The 16,438-nt window shown below is 75.2% G+C and carries 15 protein-coding genes; 7 read left to right on the top strand and 8 right to left on the bottom strand.

Going from position 1 to position 16,438, the window contains the following annotated elements:
* Positions 1-35: 35 nt before the first annotated feature.
* Positions 36-1,157: an ADP-ribosylglycohydrolase family protein gene (locus J2S46_RS33820; protein ID WP_191290172.1), complete on the bottom strand. Its 1,122-nt coding sequence runs from the start codon at positions 1,155-1,157 to the stop codon at positions 36-38.
* Between the two features lie 341 nt (positions 1,158-1,498).
* Between J2S46_RS33820 and J2S46_RS33815 the strand changes: the two genes are divergently transcribed.
* From J2S46_RS33815 to J2S46_RS33805, 3 genes are all read left to right on the top strand, one after another.
* Positions 1,499-2,998 carry an SDR family NAD(P)-dependent oxidoreductase gene (locus tag J2S46_RS33815; protein WP_191290171.1) on the top strand — a complete coding sequence of 500 codons (1,500 nt, stop codon included), beginning with the start codon at positions 1,499-1,501 and terminating at the stop codon, positions 2,996-2,998.
* A gap of 41 nt (positions 2,999-3,039) precedes the next feature.
* Positions 3,040-3,495 carry a nucleotide triphosphate diphosphatase NUDT15 gene (locus tag J2S46_RS33810; RefSeq protein ID WP_307352124.1) on the top strand — a complete coding sequence of 152 codons (456 nt, stop codon included), beginning with the start codon at positions 3,040-3,042 and terminating at the stop codon, positions 3,493-3,495.
* Between the two features lie 210 nt (positions 3,496-3,705).
* Entirely contained in the window at positions 3,706-4,164 is a 459-nt protein-coding gene (locus J2S46_RS33805) for a DoxX family protein (protein WP_191290170.1), read from the top strand.
* Positions 4,165-4,253: 89 nt separating this feature from the next.
* On the opposite strand, the gene J2S46_RS33800 is transcribed toward J2S46_RS33805, so the two are convergent.
* From J2S46_RS33800 to J2S46_RS33790, 3 genes are all read right to left on the bottom strand, one after another.
* Entirely contained in the window at positions 4,254-4,862 is a 609-nt protein-coding gene (locus J2S46_RS33800) for a phosphoribosylanthranilate isomerase (RefSeq protein ID WP_191290169.1), read from the bottom strand.
* A 114-nt stretch (positions 4,863-4,976) separates the two neighbouring features.
* Positions 4,977-5,936, bottom strand: a complete 960-nt coding sequence (locus J2S46_RS33795; protein WP_191290168.1) for a D-2-hydroxyacid dehydrogenase family protein — start codon at positions 5,934-5,936, stop codon at positions 4,977-4,979.
* 261 nt (positions 5,937-6,197) lie between these two features.
* Positions 6,198-8,210, bottom strand: a complete 2,013-nt coding sequence (locus J2S46_RS33790; RefSeq protein ID WP_307352890.1) for an APC family permease — start codon at positions 8,208-8,210, stop codon at positions 6,198-6,200.
* A gap of 300 nt (positions 8,211-8,510) precedes the next feature.
* Here J2S46_RS33790 and J2S46_RS33785 point away from each other — a divergent pair, with 300 nt between their 5' ends.
* Together J2S46_RS33785 and J2S46_RS33780 are read left to right on the top strand one after the other, a co-directional pair.
* Positions 8,511-9,404 carry a prohibitin family protein gene (locus tag J2S46_RS33785; RefSeq protein WP_191294588.1) on the top strand — a complete coding sequence of 298 codons (894 nt, stop codon included), beginning with the start codon at positions 8,511-8,513 and terminating at the stop codon, positions 9,402-9,404.
* A 115-nt stretch (positions 9,405-9,519) separates the two neighbouring features.
* Positions 9,520-10,116 (top strand): HD domain-containing protein, encoded by a 597-nt coding sequence (locus J2S46_RS33780; RefSeq protein ID WP_191294587.1) that lies wholly within the window; start codon positions 9,520-9,522, stop codon positions 10,114-10,116.
* A 113-nt stretch (positions 10,117-10,229) separates the two neighbouring features.
* Here J2S46_RS33780 and J2S46_RS33775 read toward each other — a convergent pair whose 3' ends face one another.
* On the bottom strand, positions 10,230-10,916 hold the full coding sequence (locus J2S46_RS33775) for an SDR family oxidoreductase (protein WP_191294586.1): 687 nt from the start codon (positions 10,914-10,916) through the stop codon (positions 10,230-10,232).
* Between the two features lie 126 nt (positions 10,917-11,042).
* On the opposite strand from J2S46_RS33775, the gene J2S46_RS33770 reads away from it, so the two are divergent.
* Both J2S46_RS33770 and J2S46_RS33765 read left to right on the top strand, forming a co-directional pair.
* A complete protein-coding gene (locus tag J2S46_RS33770; protein WP_191294585.1) occupies positions 11,043-11,600 on the top strand; it encodes a TetR/AcrR family transcriptional regulator in 558 nt (185 codons plus the stop codon).
* A gap of 85 nt (positions 11,601-11,685) precedes the next feature.
* Positions 11,686-12,207, top strand: a complete 522-nt coding sequence (locus J2S46_RS33765) for a hypothetical protein (RefSeq protein ID WP_191294584.1) — start codon at positions 11,686-11,688, stop codon at positions 12,205-12,207.
* A gap of 119 nt (positions 12,208-12,326) precedes the next feature.
* Here the strand turns inward: J2S46_RS33765 and J2S46_RS33760 are convergent, their stop codons facing one another.
* From J2S46_RS33760 to J2S46_RS33750, 3 genes are all read right to left on the bottom strand, one after another.
* The gene (locus J2S46_RS33760; protein ID WP_229913416.1) at positions 12,327-12,932 is read right to left on the bottom strand and encodes an HdeD family acid-resistance protein; all 606 of its coding nucleotides are present in this window, start codon (positions 12,930-12,932) and stop codon (positions 12,327-12,329) included.
* Between the two features lie 371 nt (positions 12,933-13,303).
* A complete protein-coding gene (locus J2S46_RS33755) occupies positions 13,304-13,504 on the bottom strand; it encodes a DUF8691 family protein (protein WP_191294583.1) in 201 nt (66 codons plus the stop codon).
* 139 nt (positions 13,505-13,643) lie between these two features.
* Positions 13,644-16,397, bottom strand: a complete 2,754-nt coding sequence (locus J2S46_RS33750) for a winged helix-turn-helix domain-containing protein (protein WP_229913415.1) — start codon at positions 16,395-16,397, stop codon at positions 13,644-13,646.
* Positions 16,398-16,438 lie beyond the last annotated feature (41 nt).

Raw genomic sequence — 16,438 nt, 5'->3', positions numbered from 1 at the left:
CGCCCGGCCACCGCGCCGGGCGGCCGGGCCGAAGGTCAGTGGTGGATCCAGGGGCGCCGCTCGCCGGGGTGGACCTCGGCGGCGAAGTCGTCGGCGAGCGCGGCGATCACGGCCCGGCCCTCGACCTGCCGCAGCCAGTGCGCCGGGAGCAGCACGTCGCCGTGGCGGGCGCCCAGCAGGTTGCCGCAGATCGAGCCGGTGGAGTCGCTGCCGCCGGAGTGGTTGACCGCGACCAGCAGGGCGGCCGCCACGGGGGTGTGCTCCTCCCGGTACTCGGTCGGGGCGAGCGCCGCGTAGACGCCGATCGACAGGGCCTCCTCCCCGGTCCAGCCCGCGCCGAGGCTCTCCACCTTCGACGCGGTCGCCGGGCCGGTGCGGGCGAGGTCGACGGCCTTGCGCAGGGCGGCCGTCGTCTCCTCGTGCCCGGGGTACCCGGCCAGCAGCTCCATGCTCAGCAGGACGGCGGCCGCCACGGACTCGCCGTCGAGCAGGTGGCTGATCATCGCGGCGAAGGCGCCGGCCGCGTAGTAGCCGGTGGGGTGGCCGTGGGTGATCCGCGCACAGCGGGCGGCGAGTTCGAAGGACCCCTTGGGGTCGCTCCCGGTGAAACCGATGGGCGCCGAACGGACCACCGCTCCGCACCCCTTCGAACCGGGGTTCACCGGGCCCGGGGTGCCGTCGACCGGCAGCCACGGGACGGGGACGTGCTGCTCCCGCAGGCCGGCGACGGTGGCCGCGCCGGCGCCGCGCCGCGCGTACAGCCACCGCTCCTCGCGCAACCGGCCCGTACGGTGCCGCAGACCGTCCCGCGGCGGTGGTCCCGGGTGGTCCTGGGTCTCCTGCCAGCACTGGTACGCGTCGTGCACCATGGCGGTCTCCGCGCCGCTGATGCCCTTCGCCGTCGCGCGGGCGTAGCCCGCCAGCCGGCCCTCGGCGGTGAAGAGCGTCAGCTGGGTCTCCTCGCTGATCCGCCCGGTCACCCCGTCGAGGTCCGGGACCGGCCCGGTGATGCCCCGCTCCCCGTACCGGGCCCGGACCGCCGGCAGCGACAGCCCCTCGACGGGGAAGCCGAGGGCGTCCCCGAGCGCGCCACCGAGCAGGCACCCGCGCAGCCGCGCGCGGTACACCGCCAGGTCCCCCAGCGTGAGCTGCTCCACCCGTGTCCCCCTCCAGCGGTGATCAACCGGCGTCAGCCTAGCCGCCCGTGGGCGGCCCCGGCCGTCGGCCGGACGGACCGGACGGGTGTGCCCCGGCGACGGCCCGGTCCGTGATCCGCGTCACCCGGCGGGCCCGGAGGAGCCGGCGGCGCCGGCCGGCGCGGGGGACGAAGGCCGGGCGTCGGGAGGCGCCGGGTCGATGTCCCCGGATGCTCCCGCCGCGCGCCGGGACGCCGCTGCGACGAGCTGATGATCACAGCGGTTTCGCCTCGTCCTGGCCCGGCCCAGTAGACTCCGCCCGGTAACCGGGCGGGGAAAGCGAGCAAGGAAGCAGTGACGGCATGACGGCGGTCGAGGACATCCAGGACACCGGGACGACCCCGGAGGCGGTCGAGTACGGTCCGGGCATCGACCCCGAACGGCTCGCGCTCTGCCTCAGCGTGCTCGCCGAGCTGGACCAGCTGGACGTGGACCACCCCGACGCGATCGTGGTGCGCCAGGCGGTCGGCGGCGTCTTCCGTACGCTCAAGCAGCGCCGCCGCCAGGAGATGCGGGCCCGCAAGACGGCCAACGACCGCGCCGTGACGGCCGCCACGGCCACCGGCGCGCCCGGCCGGATCGACGACGAGACGGCGGGCGCCTTCGGCCTCACCACCGTCACCACCACGGAGATCGCCGGCATCCTGGAGCGTCCGCGCTCCTGCTACACCTGCAAGCAGCGGTACGTCGAGGTGGACGCGTTCTACCACCAGCTCTGCCCGTCCTGCGCGAAGCTCAACCACAGCCGCCGGGACGCGCACGCGGACCTGACCGGCAAGCGCGCGCTGCTCACCGGCGGCCGGGCGAAGATCGGGATGTACATCGCGCTGCGGCTGCTGCGCGACGGCGCCCACACCACCATCACCACCCGTTTCCCGAACGACGCGATCCGCCGCTTCAAGGCGATGCCGGACAGCGCGGAGTGGCTGCACCGGCTGAAGATCGTCGGGATCGACCTGCGCGACCCCGCCCAGGTGATGGCGCTGGCGGACGAGGTGGCCGCCGACGGCCCGCTGGACATCCTGATCAACAACGCCGCGCAGACCGTGCGCCGGCCCCCGGAGTCCTACCGCGAGCTGGTCAACGCCGAGTCCGCGCCGCTGCCGCTCGGCGAGCTGCCGCAGTCCACCACCATCGGCCGGTTCGGCAGCGGCAGCGTGGACCTGCCCGCCCTGCCCGGCCAGGCCACCGCCGGCAGCGAGCGGCTGAGCGCCGAGGACGTCACCTCCCTGGCCCTGGTCAGCGGTTCGGCCTCGCCGGCCCGGATCGAGGCCGGCACGGCGATCGACGCCGGCGGCCTGGTGCCGGACCTGGCGCCGACCAACAGCTGGGTCCAGACGGTCAGCGAGGTGGGCCCGATGGAGCTGCTGGAGGTCCAGCTCTGCAACTCCACCGCCCCGTTCATCCTGATCAGCCGGCTGCGCCCGGCGATGGCCGCCTCCTCGGCCCGCCGCAAGTACGTGGTCAACGTCTCCGCGATGGAGGGCGTCTTCAGCCGCGGCTACAAGGGCGCCGGGCACCCGCACACCAACATGGCCAAGGCCGCGCTGAACATGCTGACCCGCACCAGCGCCAAGGAGATGCTGGAGACCGACGGCATCCTGATGACCGCCGTGGACACCGGCTGGATCACCGACGAGCGCCCGCACCCGGACAAGATGCGGCTCGCCGCCGAGGGCTTCCACGCCCCGCTGGACCTGGTCGACGGCGCCGCCCGGGTCTACGACCCGATCGTCCGGGGCGAGTTGGGCGAGGACCTGTACGGCTGCTTCCTCAAGGACTACGCCCAGTCCGCCTGGTGACACCCGCACCGCCCGCCTCGACCGTCCCAGGGAGGGACCGGATGACCGTCGCACCGATGCTCGGAGTCGGCGTGATCGTGCCCACCGGGACGGGCGGGGTGCTGCTCGGCCGCCGCATCACGGCGGGCGAGCAGCCCACCTGGGGCCTGCCCGGTGGCAAGGTCGACCAGCCGGGCGAGTCCTTCGAGCAGGCCGCCGCCCGGGAGTTGGCCGAGGAGACCGGTATCCGGCTCCCGGCCGGCGCGATGCGAGTGCTGGCGGTGCTGCTGGACCATCAGCTCGGCCGGCCCCGGCTGACGGCCGCCGTGCTGGCACCGCCGAGCACCGCACCGGCCGAGGTCACCGAGCCGCACAGCTGCGCGGGCTGGGAGCGGTTCGAGGCGGACGCGCTGCCGAGCCCGCTGTTCCACCCCTCGGGGCTGGTGCTGGGCTGCTGGCTCCCCGACCTCGCCGCGCTGCCGGACGCCACCTACGCCTACCCGGTGACCGGGGGCTGAGCCCCGGCCTGCCGGCCCCCGCCGTACCGTCGCCCGGCCGTACCGCCACCAGACCGTCCGTCAGACACCTTCTGCCGCAAGCCCGCTCCGCCTTCGGCGGGGCGGGCTTCTTCTGTGTCCGCGGTGTGAAATCTCGGCAGGCGTACTTGCGGAATCGCACAGCTTAGGTGAGCCTTACCTGATCACTCCCGATCTGTCAGGAGCACCTCAGTGTCTCTCGTCCCCCGCGAATCCGTCGAGACCGCACGGCCCTACGTCCTCGGCCTCTTCCGGATCGTCGTCGGACTGCTCTTCGTCTGCCACGGCGCCGCCTCACTGTTCGGCGTACTCGGCGGGGCCAAGGGCGGCGGCTCCGTACCCGCGCTGAGCTGGCCCGGCTGGTACGCGGCGGTGATCCAGCTGGTCGCCGGCGGACTGGTGCTGCTCGGCCTGGCCACCAGAACGTCCGCCCTGCTCTGCTCGGGCTCGATGGCGTACGCCTACTTCTCGGTGCACCAGGAGCGGGCCCTGTGGCCGCTGCAGAACGGCGGCGAGGGGTCGGTGCTGTTCTGCTGGACCTTCCTGCTGATCGCGGCCGTCGGCCCGGGCAGCCTGGCCCTGGACGGCGTGCTGTCCCGGCGCGGCTTCGGCTCCCCCGCCCGTTCCGAGCAGCCGACCGCCGTCGCCTGACCACGCCTGTGGCCGGCCCCGACGGGGCCGGCCACGGTGGGCGGGTCCACGGGGCCCGGGCCCGGCGCCCACGGTCCGTGAGCCGGGCGTCAGCCCTGCTCGGCCGCCCGGACCCGCCGGAGGAACTCCTCGATCAGCTCGGGGCTCTTCACCCCGCGCCGCACCTCGACCCCGCTCGACACGTCCACGCCCCACGGGCGGGCCAGCGCAACCGCCTCGGCGACGTTCGCCGGGGCCAGGCCGCCGGCCAGCATCCACCGGCCGCTCGGCGGGGCCTCGCCCAGCGCGGACCAGTCCCAGCTCTCGCCCGAGCCGGGGACGGGCGAGTCGAGCAGCAGCAGGTCCTCGCCGAAGTCCCCGCAGGACGCCCCGGCGGCGAAGGCGGCGGAGGTGGCCCGGACCAGGGTCAGCCCGAGGTCACGCAGCTCGGCGAAGGCCGAGGCCGGGTGCTCGCCGTGCAGCTGCACCGCACCGACCCCGGCCGCCCGCGCGTCCCGCCGCACCTGGTCGAGCGGCTCGTCCCGGAACACGGCCACCGAGAGCACCCCTTCGGGCACCGCCGCGACCAGCCGGCGGGCCTGCTCCGGGCTCACCCGGCGCGGGCTCGCGGTCAGGACGAACCCGACCGCGTCCGCGCCGGCCCGTACCGCCGCCTCCACGTCCTGGGTGGTGCTCAGACCACAGATCTTCACGAACACGCCGGCCGGTCCTCCTCCGCTCACCGCTGCAGTTCCGCCCCCACTCTGGCAGGCGGCGCCCCGCCCGCGCGATCCGGCCCCCGGCGGCGGGGCGCCGGATCGGCGGCGGCGCCGTCAGCCCAGCCGGCGGACGGGCGAGCCGGCCAGGAAGGCCGCGATGTCCTCGACGGCCTGGCCGTAGTACGTCCGGTAGTTGCTGTGCGAGACGTAGCCGAGGTGCGGGGTGGCCAGCAGTCGCGGCGCCGTGCGCATCGGGTGGTCCGCCGGGAGCGGTTCGATGTCGAAGACGTCGACGCCGGCCCCGGCGATGGTGCCGGCGTGCAGGGCCGCGAGCAGGGCGTCCTGGTCGACGATGGCCGCCCTGGAGGTGTTGACCAGGTAGCCGGTGGGCCGCATCAGGCCCAGCTCCGCGGCGCCGAGCAGGCCCCGGGTGCGGTCGCCGAGGGCGAGGTGGATCGAGACGAAGTCGCTGGAGGCCAGCAGCTCCTCCTTGGAGGCGGCGAGGCCCACCCCGACCTCCTCGGCGCGCTCCTCGGTGAGGTTCTGGCTCCACGCCGTCACCTCCATCCCGAAGGCGAGGCCGACCTGCGCCACCCGGCTGCCGATCTTGCCCAGCCCGAGCAGGCCGAGGCGGCTCCCGTGCAGGTCGGCGCCGAGGGTGGACTGCCAGGGGCCGCCCTCGCGCAGCGCGGTGGCCTCCGGCACGATGCCGCGCGCGAGGCCGAGCAACAGCGCCCAGGTGTGCTCGACCGGCGGGGTCGACGAGCTGGCCGTGCCGCACACCGTGACGCCGTGCCGCTCGGCGGCGGCGTAGTCGATGACGGAGTTGCGCATGCCGGACGCGATCAGCAGCCGCAGCGCGGGCAGCCGGGCGAGCAGCGAGGCGGTGAAGGCCACCCGCTCGCGCAGGGTCACGACGATCTCGAAGCCCTCCAGGGCGGCGGCGAGTTCGTCCTCGCTGCCGAAGTGCCGGGGGAAGGTGACCACGTCGACCGAGTCGGCGACGGGCGACCAGTCGGCGACGGTGGTCGCGACGGACTGGAAGTCGTCGAGGACGGCGCAGCGGAGTTTCATGTCGGCACTCTCCATCGTGAGGTCCGGGCGGGGTCGGTCGGAGCCGGGACGGCCGGGGGCGGCGCGTCCGCGGCGGGCGCGACCGGCTGTCATGTCCTATCCGATCACGCCGCCGGGCCTCCCGTTCACCCGCCCCCGGCGGGCCGCCGGCGCCGACGGCTCGTCAGCGTGCGGGTGCTCGGCGGCGTACGCGCCGGGCAGAGGGCGGCCGGACCGGGCGCGCGGTCACTCCCCCGCTCCCCGGCGCTGCGGGGTGGAGCGCTACCCGCCGGTCCGGGGCAGGTGGTCGACGTTGGCGGCGGGCTCGCCGCGCCGCACGGCGCCGGGGGCGCGGCGGGCGGGATGGTCGGCCCGCGGGGCGGAGGAGAGCTGCCAGGGCACGCTGATCACCATCACACCGGGGGTGAACAGCAGGCGGCTCTTCAGCCAGAGCGCGGACTGGTTGTGCAGCAGATGCTCCCACCAGTGCCCCACCACGTACTCGGGGATGAACACCGCGACCACCTCCTGCGGGTTCACCCGCCGGTACTCGCGCACATAGCCGACCACCGGTTTGGTGATCTCGCGGTACGGCGAATCCAGCACCTTCAGCGGGACCCGGACGTCGAACGCGGCCCACTGCTCCGTCAGCGCGTCGACGGCGTCCCGCTCGACCGCGACGCTCAGCGCCTCCAGGGTGTCGGGGCGGAAGGCCTGCGCGTAGCCGAGCGCCCGCAGGGTGGGCTTGTGCAGCTTCGCGACCAGCACGATGCCGTGCACCTTGGACGGGCGGACCGACTCGGCGTGCGGGTCGTCCACGGCCAGTTCGGCGGCGACCGCGTCGTAGTGCCGGCGGATGCCGCGCATCATCAGCCAGAGCAGCAGGGCGGCGACCACCGCCAGCCAGGCGCCCTGGGTGAACTTGGTCAGCAGCACGATCACCAGCACCAGCGCGGTGGTGACGGCCCCGAAGCCGTTGATGATCCGGGCCCGGTGGGCGGCGCCGCGCACTGCGGGGGCCTGCTCGCCGCGCAGCAGTGCGTTCCAGTGCCGGACCATGCCGATCTGGGACAGCGTGAAGGAGGTGAAGACGCCGAGGATGTAGAGGTGGATCAGGCTGGTGACGTCGGCGTCGTAGAGCCAGAGCAGAGCGCCGGCCACCACGGCCAGCGCGATGATGCCGTTGGAGAAGGCCAGCCGGTCGCCGCGGGTGTGCAGTTGGCGGGGCAGGTAGCGGTGCTCGGCCAGGATCGAGGCCAGCAGCGGGAACCCGTTGAACGCGGTGTTCGCCGCCAGGATCAGGACCAGCGCGGTCGCCGCCTGGATCAGGTAGAACAGCACGCTGTGGTCGCCGCCGAAGACCGACGCCGCGAGCTGGGCGATCACCGTCTGCTGGGGCGTGTTCGCACAGTCCGGGAACCCGGCGAGCTGGCAGCTGTCCTCGGTGATGTGGACGTCCGAGATCAGGGCCAGGGCGGTGACGCCGACGAACATCACGATGGCGGTGATCCCCATCGCCGCCATGGTGGTCGCGGCGTTCTTCGACTTCGGCCGCTGGAAGGCCGGCACGCCGTTGGAGATGGCCTCGACGCCGGTGAGCGCGGTGCAGCCGGAGGCGAAGGCGCGCAGGCCGAGCAGCAGCAGGCCGAGACCGGCCAGGGTGTCCTTGCCGTGCTCCGGCGTGATCGTGTACCGGGCGCTGGAGGCCACCGGCGTGTGCCCGAAGGCCACCCCGACCAGGCCGGTGACGATCATGAGCATCATGCCGGCGATGAACAGGTAGGTCGGCGCGGCGAAGGCGTTCCCGGACTCCCGCACCCCGCGCAGGTTGATCGCCGCGAGCACCGCCACGAAGCCGACCGCCATCTCGACCCGGTAGTCCGCCAGCGAGGGCAGCGCCGAGATGATGTTGGCGACGCCGGAGGCCACCGACACCGCGACCGTCATCACGTAGTCGACCAGCAGGGAGGCCGCCACCACCAGGCCCGCGTTCGGCCCGAGGTTGGTCGACACCACCTCGTAGGAGCCGCCGCCGCTCGGGTAGGCGTACACCACCTGCCGGTACGAGGCCACCACGATCACCATCAGCGCGACGACCGCCGCAGCCACCCACGGGGTCAGGTAGAGGAACGCGGTGCCGCCGACGGTGAGCACCAGCAGGATCTCCTGGGTGGCGTAGGCCACCGAGGAGAGCGGGTCGGAGGCGAAGATCGGCAGCGCCAGTCGCTTGGGGAGCAGGGTCTCCCCCAGCTCCTCGCTGCGCATGGCCCTGCCGATCACCAGGCGCTTGAGCATCTGCGGCACGTTGAACACACCGGCGAGCGTATGCGGCAGCGGGCCGGCGACCGGGGCTCCGGGCCCGGCCCGGCGCGCCGCCGGACCACTCGCACGGCCTGGCGTTTCCGCGGGTCGCGGTGCTGCGGATGCCCGCGGACGGGCTCCGCCGGGGCGCCCCGGCGGCGGGGCGGCACCCGGCGTCCGGCCCCGCCGCCCGCTCCCCCGCCGCAGGCCGGAGGTGCGGTTCCGCCAGGGTCCGACCGGGCATCAATTCCCCTGCGCCGAAGGCGTACCGAGTTCCAACCAGGGGGATGCACCATGTTCTACTTCGCCGTTCTGCTCCTCGTCGCCGGCATCGCACTGCTCGTGCTCAAACGCCGCTCGATCGTCGGCTTCCGCTTCGCGACCCTCACCGGCGTGCTGGTCGGCGCCCTGGGGCTGCTGCTGGCCCTCAGTTCGTTCACCTACATCGTCGAGCCGTACGAGGTGGGGGTCCCGACCTCGCTCGGTTCGGTGGGCGGGACCTGGAAGCCCGGGCTGCACCTCAAGTCGCCGCTGACCGAGGTCACCACCTTCTCGACCCGGCCGTCCGACCTCAACCTCACCGGCGACGACACGGTGGAGGTGCGCTCCTCCGAGGGCGGGGTGCTGTACGTGGACCTCACGGTGAAGTGGGCGATCGATCCCGAGCACACGCTGTCCCTCTACAAGCTTTCCGGCAGCGCCGCCAACGTCCAGCAGCGGCTGGTGTACCCCGACACCCGGGAGCTCGTCCGCAACGTCTTCGCCAAGCACACCAGCGTCGAGGGCTACGCGACCCAGCGGGAGGCGATCAGCGCCGAGATGGAGCAGCTGATCACCGAACGGCTGTCACCGCGCGGCATCATCGTGAACAGCGTGAACCTGCGCAACGTCAAGCCGAGCGACGTGCTGCAGAAGGCGATCGACCAGAAGATCCAGCAGGACCAGGCGACCCAGCAGGCCGCCGCCGCCGTGCTGACCGCGAAGGCCGAGGCCGAGAAGCGGAAGATCGAGGCCGAGAGCACGGCCGCGGCCAACACGGTGATCGCCAACTCGCTGACCGACCGGATCCTGCTCAGCCAGTGCTACGAGGCCTTCAGGGCGGCCGCCGAGAAGAACCCGGTCTACGCCAGCCCCTGCGGCTCCGGCTCCGGCAGCTCGCCGCTGATCGTGGACGGCACCAAGCGGTAGGGCGCGGCCGCCCGACGCACCGCTCCGGGCGCGGGGCCCGCCCCCGTGCCCGGAGCGGCCGGTGCCGGCCGTGCCCGCCGGCAGGGCCGCGCCGGGCCGTTGCTACGCTGCGGGCGTGGCCCTTCCCAGCATCCGGAGCGTGCGCGCCCTGCACGAGAAGTACGCACCTACCGGCGAGGATCTCGCCCTGGTGCTGACGCACTGCGAGATCGTGGCGCGGATCGCCGTCCGGCTCGCCGAGCTCGCCGGCCCGCGGGTGGACGTCGAACTCGTGCGGATCGGCGCGCTGCTCCACGACATCGGCGTGTACCGGGTCGGCGACGGCCCCTACATCCGGCACGGGGTGCTCGGGCACGAGATCCTCCGCGCCGAGGGCCTGCCCGAGGAGCTGTGCCGGTTCGCCTCCTGCCACACCGGGGTCGGCCTGTCCCGCCAGGACATCGAGAGCCAGTGCCTGCCGATCCCGGTCGGCGACTACCTCGCGGTGAGCGCCGAGGAGCGCCTGGTGATGTACGCGGACAAGTTCCACTCGAAGAGCACCCCGCCGAGGTTCCTCGACGCCGACGCCTACGCCGGCCAGGTGGCCCGCTTCGGGGCGGACAAGGTCGCCGCCTTCCACGAGTTGACCGCCGAGTTCGGCCGGCCGGAGCTGACCGGCCTGGTCGCCGAGTACGGTCACGCCCACCAGCAGGGCTCGACCCTGCGGGTGTGACTTGCGCCCTGCGGCCGTGAACAGCGCCCGGAACGGCGGGCGGTACGGGTGTCGAGCCGCGCCGGGGCTCAGACGGCGGCAGGGTTCGGACGGCGGGGCTCGGGCGCCGGGGCTCAGGCGGCGGCCGGCGGCACGGCCAGGCCCTGCTTGACCCGGCGGCTGACCTCGTCGGCGAGGATCTCGGGGAGCCCCAGCTCCAGTCCGTCCAGCGCCTGCGCGGCCACCGCCGCCGGGTCGGTCTTGCGGTCCGCGGGGACGTGGGCGGCCATGTCGGTGTCCATGAAGCCCACGTGCAGCGCGGAGACGGCGATGCCGCGGGGCGCCAGTTCCAGGCGGGCGGCCCCGGTCAGTGCCCAGGCGGCGGCCTTGGCCGCACTGTAGGCACCGTGCTCCGGCAGGTGCAGCCAGGACAGCGCCGAGAGCACGTTGAGGACGGCGCCGCCGCCGTTCGCCTCGATCACCGGCGCGAACGCCCGGGTCACCAGGAGCGGGCCGAAGTAGTTGGTCTCCATCTCGAACCGCACCGTCGCCTCCTCCCCGGCGATCAGCGGGGTGCCGGTGGCGACCCCGGCGTTGTTCACCAGCAGCGTCACGTCGGAGGCGACGCGGGCGGCGGCCGCGACGGACTCGGGGTCCGCCAGGTCCAGATGCAGCGGTACGGCGCCCGCCACGTCCACCTCCTGCGGGCGGCGGGCCGCCGCGTACACCTTCGCGCCGCGTCCGAGCAGCTGGGCGGTCAGGTGCCGGCCGAGGCCGCGGTTGGCGCCGGTGACGACGGCGACGGAGTTCTTGAGGTCCATGGTTCGGTCTCCCTCGGGTGGGCGGCGGGCGCCGTCGGGGCGGGCGCCCGAAAATAGATTCTGCCCATAATCTAAACAGGCCCGTAGGATAGATGGCAAGCGACATCCAACCAGGGAGGTGGCCGGATGGGCCGCGTGTCACAGGCACAGGCACAGGAGAACCGGGCGCGCGTGGTGGCCACCGCCTCCCGGCTGTTCCGGGAGCAGGGCACCGGCGTCAGCGTCGCCGACCTGATGCAGGCGGCCGGGCTCACCCAGGGCGGCTTCTACAAGCAGTTCGCCTCCAAGGAGGCCCTGGTCGAGGAGGCCGCGGCGCACGCCTTCACCGAACTGGCCGCCCTGCGCACCGAGGAACTGCGCGAGCACGACGGCCGGCCGCGGGCCGCCCGCCAGGGACTGATCGACCAGTACCTGTCGCCCCGGCACCGCGACGACGCCGGCAGCGGCTGCCCGGCCGCCGCACTCGCCGCCGACATGGCCCGCGACCCGGGTCAGGCCGCCCGCGACACCTACACCGAGGGGGTGCGCGAGTTCGCCGGCTGGCTCGCGGACGACCCCGAGGACGGCCTGGCCCGGCTGGCCACCCTGGTCGGCGGCCTGCTGCTGGCCCGGGCCACCGAGGGCTCCGAGCTGTCCGACGAGATCCTCCGGGCCGCGCACGCGGCCCTCTCCGACAGCGGCTGACCGGGACCGGCCCGGCCCTCGGACGGCGCCGCCCGGCCGCGTGGCGCGGCGGGCGCCGGCGGCCGGGCGAACGTAGGGTGAGCCGGTGCACCGACTTCTCCCGTGGCCGCGCCGGCCCGAGCCGGACGGTCCCACCCCCGCGCGGACGGACTACTCGGGAGCCGTCTACGGATCCCTGCTCGCCGCCTCCGTGATCGCCGCCACCGGCTCGGTCGGCGACTTCCCCCGCCTCGAAACCGTGGTGCTGCTGCTCGTCACCGGGCTGGTGTTCTGGGCCGCCCACGTCTACGCGCGGCTCACCGGCGAACGGTCGGCCGGCCGGGCGATCAGCTGGGCCGAGACCCGCCGGGTCGGCGCCCACGAATGGTCGATCGTCGAGGCGGCCGTCCTGCCGAGCATCGCGGTGGCCGTCAGCCCGCTGCTGGGCCTGGGCCTGGTCGCGACCGGCTGGTTCGCCCTCGGCATCGCCGTGGCGCAGCAGGTCACCTGGGCCTACCTCGGGGCGCTGCACGCCAGGGCCTCGCGCCGCGAGGCGAGCATCGAGGCCGGGGTCAACCTGGTGCTCGGGCTGATCATCGTGGCGGCCAAGGCGAGCCTGGGCCACTGAGGGCCGGGCGGAGGCCCTGCCGGTGGGGCCCTGCCGGTGGGGCCCTGCCGGGTGGGCCCACGCACGGGGCCCACCCGGTCGGCCGTCGGCCCGGCGGGCCCCTGCTCCGCCCCAGCCCGTCAGCCCGCCGCGGCCCCGGCGCGGCTCGCCGAACGGGCCGCGTGGCGCAGGACGAGTGCGGAGCCGGCCTCGAACAGCCCGAGCAGCAGCAGCCAGAGCCCGATCAGCCTGGCCAGCGCGATCGCGGACTCGACGGGGTAGCTCAGCACCACGATCCCGGCGAGGATCCCCAACCCGCCGAGGAACCCGGCCAGCCCCCGGCCCGGCAGGCCCCGGCCGGCGATCGCCACGTACAGCGCGAGGATCCCGCCCAGCAGCCAGTAGGCGCCCACCACCAGGGCGAGGAAGCCGACCGTCTGCAACTGGTGGCGCAGGCACAGCACACCGGCCAGCACGGACAGCAGGGCCAGCAGCACGTACAGCACCCGGGCCCCGCCCGAGGTGTCGTGGGTGAAGGCCGTCACGAAGCGGACCACCCCCGCCACCAGCAGCTGCAGGCCGATGATCACGGCCACCACGCGGGCGGTGCCCTCGGGCCAGCTGAGCATCAGGATACCGGCGACGGCGGTCAGGACGCCGAACCCGAGCGTCCACGACCAGGACCGGCCGACGACGGCCAGCCAGTCCTGGGGATCGGCCTGGTCCGGCCTGGGAGCAGTGGTCACGATGGGCCTCCTCGTCCGGGTCGTCCGCTGCGGCCCGGACGGCCGGGCCGCCCGGGGCGTCCGGCGACCCGGACGCCCCGCGCCAGGGGGGTCCCAGGCTGCGACGACAGCTGCAGTGTGCGCCGCCGCGGCCCGCGGGAGATCACCCGCCAGGGGTGGTACGGGGGACGACGGGACGGGACGGGGACGTCGACGGCGCGGGTACGCCGGGACGGGACGGGGGGCCTCGGGACGGGACGGGGGACGCCGGGACGGGACGGGGACGTCGACGGCGCGGGTACGCCGGGGCACGGGCAGTCACCCCTGCGGCAGGCACCCGTTCGGCAGCCACCCGTTCGGCCGTGGCCAGTGTCGGGGTGCGGACGGGCCGGTCAGTCGGGCAGTTGCCGCAGCTCGGTGACGCGCAGGCCCAGCTGCTGGAACCGGGCCAGCAGCCCGTACAGGTGCGCCTCGTCCACGATCGGGCCGACCAGCACGGTCTGGCTGGCGATCACGAAGCTCTCCAGCTCGGGAAAGCCCTCGTCCACCATGGTGTCGGACATGGCGCCGGCCACCCGGATCTCGTAACGCATGCGCGCCTCCCGCGTCGGACCGCCCGCGTCGGGCGTCCCGGGCTCCCCCTCCTGGTTCCAGGCTCGCGGCCGGGGGCCGGGCGGTCATCACCCCGCGGAGGTGAGCCGGCCCCGCGGCCGCCGCCGGCCGGACGACGCCTCAGAGCAGGTGCAGCTTGCGCGCGCGGCGGACCGCCTCGGTGCGCCGGCTGGTGCACAACTTGCGGTTGATGCTCTTGAGGTGGGTCTTGACGGTGTTGACGGACAACTGGAGGTCCGCGGCCACCTCCTGCGTGGACATCAGCTGAGCCACCCGCTCCAGCACCTCCCGTTCGCGCCGGCTGAGCGCTTCGACCGGCGGGGCGTCCTCGGCGGCACCGGGGGCGGGGACCGCCGGACGGCGCAGCGGCTCGGGCAGCCAGCCGTGCTCCGCCGTGAGGTCCGGCCGCCGCCGCAGGAAGGCCGCCAGCCAGGGGCCGGCCTCCAGGAGGGGGCCGCGCAGCCGGTCCGGACGGGCGGTGGCCAGGGCGCGGGCGAGCAACTGCCGGGCCGTCCGGTCGTCGCCGTCGGCCGCGGCGACCTCCGCCTTCAGCAGCAGGACACGGGTGACGGTGGCGGGTGGCCCGGCCGGTGCGCGGGGCAGCGCCCTGGCGGCCGCGCCGCGGTCGCCGGCGGCCAGCCGGGCCCGCGCCGTGGCCAGGGCCAGGCCGGGGCCGCGGGCCCCGTCGGCCGGCAGCACGTCGACCGCGGCCCGGCCCTCACCGGCCGCCACCAGGGCCTCGACGGCGACCGGCGTGATCAGCCCCCGGGCCCAGGGCGAAGGCTCCGCCGCGGCTCCGGGGTGCTCGGCGGTCGCGAGGGCGGCCAGGGCGCGCCGGGGGTCGCCGTGCCGGAGCGCGAGCCGGGCGCGGACCACGGCGTCGAGGACGATCCCCAGCGGATCTCCCCCCGGGCCGGACCTGACCGCCGGGGCACCGCGCTCCGGAACTCCTCGGCCCTCCAGCGCGCCTCCCTCCTCGGCAGTGCCGTCCTGCGCTTCACCGGAGTCGGCCGCCGGGACGCGCCCGGCGTGGCTCCGCGCGGTGGCCGGATCGCCCCGCTCCAGGGCGATCCACGCCAGCACGAGGTGGGCGACCGCGGCCCGGCCGGAGTCCTCCGCCTCCCAGGTCCCGGCCTCGGCGAGGGCCTGCCGGGCCCGCCGCTCCGCCGCACCGACGGCCCCGCCGAGCAGTTCCACCAGGGCGAGCAGCGCCAGCGGCTCGTACCGCTCCGGGTGCTCGGCGCCCGGCGCCTCGGCGACGGCGGCCAGCAGGGCGGAGCGGGCCGCGCCGGGGTCGCCCGACCAGAGCCGGACGGCCGCCAGGTCGGTGAACAGCCGTACCGGCAGCGCCTGGTGCTCCCGCGCGGGATCGGCCGGGACGGCCCGCCGGAGCCGGTCCGCCGTGCGGGCCGCCTCCTCCGCCCCCGGCGCCGAACCCGTCAGCCGGGCGGCCACCAGGCGCAGGACCGCCGCGGTGAGCCGGGCGGGGGCGTCGTCCTCGGCTGCCGCGAGTCCGGCGGTGGCCCGGTCCAGATGGGCCGTCCCGGCCGCGCAGTCGCCGGAGGCCAGGGCGCGGGCGGCCCGGATCAGTTCGGCGCTCGGTCCCTCCAGCCCGGCGGGCATGGCGTCGAAGAGCACCGCCGACCGCCCGCGGCCGGTGGACGAGAGGAACTGGTCCACCGCCGGGCCGGCGGCGAACCAGTCGGCGGCGAGGTCCCAGCGATCGGCGGCCACCGCGTGCCGCAGGGCGTCCTCCGGCAGACCGGCCTGCCGCAGCCAGCGGGCCGCGGTCAGGTGCAGCTCCGGCGGCAGCCCCGGGTGCCGGGCCCGCAGATGGACCCGGAGGATCTCCGCGAACAGCGGGTGCTGCCGGTACCAGGGGCCGTTCAGCGGGGTGACGAAGGCGTTCGCCCGGGCGAGTTCGTCGAGGATCCGCTCCGCGCCGGCGCCGCCGGTGAGGGCGTCGGCCAGGGCCGGGTGGATCCGGTCGAGGATGCTGGTGCGCAGCAACAGGTCGCGGGTCTCCGCCGGCCGGGTGTCGAGCACCTCCGCCAGCAGGAAGTCGGCGATCGTGCTGTGCCCGGCCTCGAACTCCTTGAGGTACTGCCCGCTGTCCGGGCTGCGGGTGGCGGCCAGCGCCCAGAGCCGCAGGCCGGCCGCCCACCCCTCGGTGCGTCCGGTCAGCACCCGGACGTCCGCGCCGGACAGCGACAGGCCGTGCCGGGTCAGCAGGTCGGAGGTCTCCTCGGCGGAGAAGGCGAGGTCCGCGGCGCGGATCTCGGTGATCTCGTCCGCGGCCCGGTAGCGGTGCAACGGCAGCAGCGGCTCGTTGCGGCTGACCAGCACCAGACGCAGCATGCCGCCGCAGTGGCGCAGCAGGTGGTCCAGCCCGGTGGCCACCTCCGGGTCGGTGATCCGCTCGAACTCGTCCAGGACGACCACGACCGGCTCCCGCCGCAGGCCCAGACCGGCCGCCAGGTGCTTGGGGGGCCGGCCGGCGGGGGCTGCGCGGCGTGCGGCGCCGACGGCGCGCGGGAGTGCCCCGGCGGCGCGCAGTGCCTGCCCGAAGTCGTGCCAGAAGACGGCGGGGGTGTTGTCCTGCGCCTCGACGGTCAGCCAGGCCGGGGGGCGCGGGGGCGGCGAGCTCCTGACCCAGTCGCAGACCAGCAGGGTCTTGCCCGCACCGGCCGGTCCGTCGACCAGGACCAGCGGGTGCTCCCGGACCCCGCGGGTGAGGCGGTCGGCCAGCCGGGCCCGGCGGACGAAGGTGGCGGGGACGGGCGGCACGCCGAGCCGGCCGGCGAGGGCGGGGTGGGCGCGGGGTGGGGCGGTCCGCTGCCGGCCGCCCGCCGGGTGTCCCGGTCGTCCGGTCACGGCGATCACCGCCTCAGCGCTCGGTACCCGCCGGGAATCCA

It is taken from the genome of Kitasatospora herbaricolor, from assembly GCF_030813695.1.
GTDB lineage: Bacteria > Actinomycetota > Actinomycetes > Streptomycetales > Streptomycetaceae > Kitasatospora > Kitasatospora herbaricolor.
The sequence above is the reverse complement of the archived record's forward strand: the minus strand, read 5'-3'. Positions and strand labels throughout refer to the sequence as shown.